At 59.2% G+C, this 4,787-nt stretch carries 5 protein-coding genes and 1 pseudogene; 3 read left to right on the top strand and 3 right to left on the bottom strand.

Going from position 1 to position 4,787, the window contains the following annotated elements; genetic code table 11:
- Positions 1-35: 35 nt before the first annotated feature.
- A complete protein-coding gene (ycaC, locus tag BN1127_RS04640) occupies positions 36-662 on the bottom strand; it encodes an isochorismate family cysteine hydrolase YcaC (protein ID WP_042648683.1) in 627 nt (208 codons plus the stop codon).
- Between the two features lie 164 nt (positions 663-826).
- Entirely contained in the window at positions 827-1,693 is an 867-nt protein-coding gene (locus BN1127_RS04635) for a pirin family protein (RefSeq protein WP_042648682.1), read from the bottom strand.
- A 97-nt stretch (positions 1,694-1,790) separates the two neighbouring features.
- Between BN1127_RS04635 and BN1127_RS04630 the strand changes: the two genes are divergently transcribed.
- A complete protein-coding gene (locus BN1127_RS04630) occupies positions 1,791-2,681 on the top strand; it encodes a LysR family transcriptional regulator (protein ID WP_005330648.1) in 891 nt (296 codons plus the stop codon).
- A gap of 83 nt (positions 2,682-2,764) precedes the next feature.
- On the opposite strand, the gene BN1127_RS04625 is transcribed toward BN1127_RS04630, so the two are convergent.
- On the bottom strand, positions 2,765-4,087 hold the full coding sequence (locus BN1127_RS04625) for a YjiH family protein (protein WP_005330645.1): 1,323 nt from the start codon (positions 4,085-4,087) through the stop codon (positions 2,765-2,767).
- Positions 4,088-4,216: 129 nt separating this feature from the next.
- On the opposite strand from BN1127_RS04625, the gene BN1127_RS22370 reads away from it, so the two are divergent.
- Entirely contained in the window at positions 4,217-4,465 is a 249-nt protein-coding gene (locus BN1127_RS22370) for a hypothetical protein (protein WP_171268966.1), read from the top strand.
- Positions 4,466-4,534: 69 nt separating this feature from the next.
- Positions 4,535-4,787, top strand: a pseudogene (locus BN1127_RS04620) (LuxR family transcriptional regulator); the annotation flags it as partial.

Raw genomic sequence — 4,787 nt, 5'->3', positions numbered from 1 at the left:
GACAAAAGGCCCCGGTTTCCCGGGGCTGGCGTGTACTACTTGCTGCTCTGGATGGTGGTGTAGCTGTTGATCAGATTGCGATAGTCGGGGATGTGGTTGGCGAACAGGGTGCCCAGGTCTTCCACATCGTTGCGCCAGTCGCGGTGCAGTTCACAGGCGGCACCAAACCAGGTCATCAGCTGTGCCCCGGCGGCGGACATCCGATCCCAGGCCGAGTGACGGGTGATTTCATTGAAAGTTCCCGAAGCATCGGTGATGACAAACACCTGGTAGCCTTCCTCGAGTGCGGACAGGGTCGGGAAGGCCACACACACCTCGGTGACGATGCCGGCGATGATCAGCTGCTTTTTGCCGGTGGCCTTGACCGCCTTGACGAACTCCTCGTTATCCCAGGCATTGATCTGTCCTGGGCGGGCAATGTAAGGGGCATCCGGGAAGGTCTCCTTGAGCTCTGTCATCAGTGGGCCGTTGGGCCCGTTTTCGAAACTGGTGGTCAGTATGGTCGGCAGCTCGAAATACTTGGCCAGTGCGGCCAGCGCCAGGACGTTGTTGCGAAACTTGTCCGGCTCGATGTCACGCACTAGGGAAGAGAGGCCGGCCTGATGATCCACCAGCAGCACGGCAGCATTGTGTTTGTCGAGTTTGACGTAGGGCTTGTTCATGATTTTTCTCCAGGTTTGTTGGCAAAGAGATTAACGCTGGGGGGCCAGCATTTCGTTGTTTTGCAGCGCCATGCGCCGCGGTCGATCAATGGCTGTTGGTCGATGATTGTCAGCGTATAAGCGTGGTGCCTGCTCGCTGAGGATGCTTTCCCGATGTTGGCTGTTCAGCGTCCGATCTGGCCAAAGCGGCCACTGTTGTAATCATTGATGGCCTGCACGATCTCTTCCTGGGTGTTCATCACGAAGGGGCCGTGACCGACGATGGGTTCATCGAGGGGGGCGCCATTGAGCAGCAGCAGCGTCGTCTCCTCCTCGACATCCATCACCAGTTTGCTGCCGCGGCGATCCATGACTGCCAGCTCGGTGGCGCGGACCGCGTGGCGGTTGCCGAGGCGAATGGTGCCTTTGAGCACAAACAGGGCGGTGGTGTGTCCCTCTGGTAATTCGAGCGTCACCTGGTGATGGGCCCTCAGACGCATGTCCCAGACGTTCATCGGGGTGAAGGTACGGGCAGGGCCGGAGGTGTCGTCCAAGCGACCGGCGATGATGCGCGCCTCACCTGCGCCATCTGGCAGTGCCACCCGAGGGATCTCTCCTGCGGTGATGCCTTGGTAGCCAGGGGCCGTCATCTTGTCTTTGGCGGGCAAGTTTACCCACAGCTGCACCATCTCGAAGGGGCCGCCTGCCTTGGCGAATGCCGGGCTGTGGTACTCCTCGTGGATCAGGCCAGATGCGGCCGTCATCCACTGTACGTCACCCGGACCTATGGTGCCGCCGCCCCCCGAGGAGTCTCTGTGGGAGACCCCCCCCTCGTAGACGATGGTCACGGTTTCGAACCCGCGGTGAGGGTGCTGGCCGACGCCGAGTTGATGGGAGGTGGCCGGGAAATTGGCCGGGCCCGCGTAGTCCATCAGCAGGAAGGGGGACATCTCCTCGGCGATGTCGTTATAGGAGAAGATGCTCCTGACCGGAAAGCCGTCACCCACCCAGTGTTGTCCGTTGCTGCGCTTGATAAATGCCAGTTCTTTCATCTCGGTGTCTCCGTTGAATCAATGGACACAGTGTAGAAAGTCGCCATTTACCGGACTAGATGGTTAAATAAGAAAACACTTTCTATTGAGTTGGAAGATGGACTTCAATCAGGTCGTCGTATTCGTCAAGGTCGTACAAGCCGGCAGCTTCAGCGCTGCGGCGCGTCTGCTGGGCTTGCCAACCTCCACCGTCAGCCATCGGGTGGCCATGCTGGAGAAGCGTCTGGGCGTCACCCTCTTGCAGCGGACCACCCGCCGGTTGCATCTGACCGATGCCGGACAGATCTATTTTGACCACGCCTCGGCCGGCTTGGTGCATGTGCTTGACGCCGAGGCGGCGGTGACCGAGGCGCGGGAAGAGCCCTGTGGTCTGCTGCGTATCACGGCGCCCGTTGATATCGGCAACCAGATCCTGTCGTCGATCCTGGGAGAGATGCGTAGCCAGTGGCCAAAGGTCGATGTGGAGTTGGTGTTGATGAACCGCTACGTGGATTTGGTCGCAGAAGGCGTCGATGTCGCCATCCGTACCGGTCCTCTCAAAGACTCGACGCTGATAGCCAAGCAGGTGGGCGTTGCGCGCTGGGCCCTGTTTGCGAGTCCGGATTACCTCGCCAGTGCGACGGCGATCGAGGCACCGCAGGCGCTACGACAGCATGCCTGCCTGCAGTTCACCCCATTGGGCAAGGAGGCTTGGGTACTCCACGACGGAGCCGCCAACAGCGTGACCGTCTCTCTGGCCCGGCAGACGCTGATCAACGACATCGGCCTGATCATGACCATGGTCTCGGCCGGAGGGGGGGTGGCATTGTTACCGTCATACCTGTGTCGTCAGGCCTGCGATGAGGGAAGATTGGTGCCTGTCCTCCCCGAGTGGCATGGCAAGGCGGATCCCATCCATATCGTCTACCCCAGGCAGCGCTTCATGCCTCCCAGGCTGCGCGCCTTCGTGGATCTCGCCACGCTGGCGCTGCGACAATGGCTCGAATGACAGCTCGCCGATGTGGTGGCTGTCAGCCCGTACAAAGAAACAAAGCGCCAGATGGCGCTTTGTTTCTTTGATATCACCTTAGGCTAGTTGAGCCAGCCCATCGTCAGGGCCAGCCGTCCGCACAGGGCGGCCAGCAGGATACCGAGCAGGGTGCGCAGCAGCCAGATCACCACCAGTTGCCCTAGGTTGACCGGGATCTTGGTGGCCAGGATGCAGGGAATGGAGGCGGAGAAGAAGAGCACCGAGCTCACCGAGACCACAGCGGTCACATAGCGCACTAGCAGATCCGCATCCTTGAGCAGAATGGCGGGCAGGAACATCTCCGCCAAGCCGGCCGAGAGCGCTCTTGCAGTTTCCAGCGGTTCCCCCAGATCCAGCAGCCAGGTGAGGGGCCACAGCAGCCAGCCCAACAGATCAAACAGCGGCGTGTGCTGGGCCAGCAGCAGTCCCAGCAGGCCGACGGACAAGATGGTGGGCACCACGGCGGCAGCCATATAGAGGCCATCTTTGAGGTTGTCCTGCAACTGACGCAGCACGGGATCTGCCTGGCTGGACTGGGTGAGCCCGGAGGCGAGCGCCGCTTGCCAGCGGCTCATGCCTGCCGGCAGCGGCTCGTCGGTCTCGCCCTGGTGCGCCATGGTGCTGATGGGGGGAATCCGGGCCAGGATGGCGGTGATGACGAAGGTGATCACCAGGGTGGACCAGAAGTAGAAGTTCCAGTGCCCCATCAGGTTGAGGGTCTTGGCCACGATGATCATGAAGGCGGCGGAGACGGTGGAGAAGCCGGTAGCGATGATGACGGCTTCCCGTACCGTGTACTTGCCCGCGAGGAAGACCCGGTTGGTGATGAGCAGCCCTACCGAGTAGCTGCCGACGAAAGAGGCGACTGCATCGATGGCGGAGTGACCAGGGGTGCGCCAGAGGGGGCGCATCACCGGCTGCATCAGTACGCCGATGAGCTCCAGCAGGCCGAAGCCGAGCAGGAAGGTAAGGGCCATGGCGCCGATGGGCACGATGAGCCCCACCGACATGGCCAGCTTGTCAAAGAGGAAAGGCAGGCGATCCGGCGTCATCAGCCAGGCGGGGCCCCAGCCTGCCACATACATGATGGCCAGCCCCAGCCCGAGCAGCTTGAACAGGCTCAGCACCCTGTCGATGGGGCGGGCGCGCCAGCGGCCATCCAGCAACGGGCTGATGGCGCCATAGGCGATCAGCAGCAGGATGAGCCCCAGGGCGAGCGGGCGCTGCGCCATCAGGAAGCCCGCCAGGTGATCCACCAGTATGGTGCTGCGGCCCGCGAGCTCGAAGGGCACGAAAAAGATGGCGATGCCGAGCAGGCTGGTCAGCAGCAGTTTGATGCCAGCCCCCGAACGGGCAGGGGCGGTGAGTGCGTGTTCAGGTTCCATTTCCTCTCCTTGTGATCCACATGATTCAACTCCGTTGATGACAGGCATTTGTATATACAATATCTGCCGAAATCGAAAATGGAAACAATAAAGACACCAAAATGAAACATTTGTGATGGGTGAATTCGTATGAAACCTTCAGTAGGAACATACCGCAGGGAGCGGGTCGGGTGGCTGTCAGGTCGTGCCGACCTTGCCTGTCAAGGCGCGAGCCAAGGCAAGACCGGCAGATACGCAGGAGGGATGCGGTTAAAGATGTTCCATATCGACCAAAAAAACAGGGAACCTGAGCCTGGATTTAAACATCTCTACAATCTTCCTCAAGGTGAATTTTTTATAACTATTTATGAGTTGGTCATAAAGCCTTTGTTCATTTGACTACTTTTCGAGTATCTCATTGCGGAGTAAGATGCCACTTCAATAAAAATAAGAATTAGGAGTTCGGGTGTGAAGGCATTAGAGAAAGAAAGGATATCGCCCTATATCAGCCAGTTATACGAGTGCGGTATTAATGATTCTGACATTAAGTTGGTGGTAGACCAATTTCGCACCGACTTGTCCGGCAGTTCATCCCTGTTTTTATTGCGGGATGATGACAAGAGCGATGGAATAAAGCTCTTTTCAAGCGGGTTGACCGAGGCCCAGCAGCAATTCTATGTGCAACACCATCGCCAGGATGTGCAGGGCGAGATCGTGAACA

Source organism: Aeromonas media, assembly GCF_000819985.1.
Classification (GTDB): domain Bacteria; phylum Pseudomonadota; class Gammaproteobacteria; order Enterobacterales; family Aeromonadaceae; genus Aeromonas; species Aeromonas media.
The sequence above is the reverse complement of the archived record's forward strand: the minus strand, read 5'-3'. Positions and strand labels throughout refer to the sequence as shown.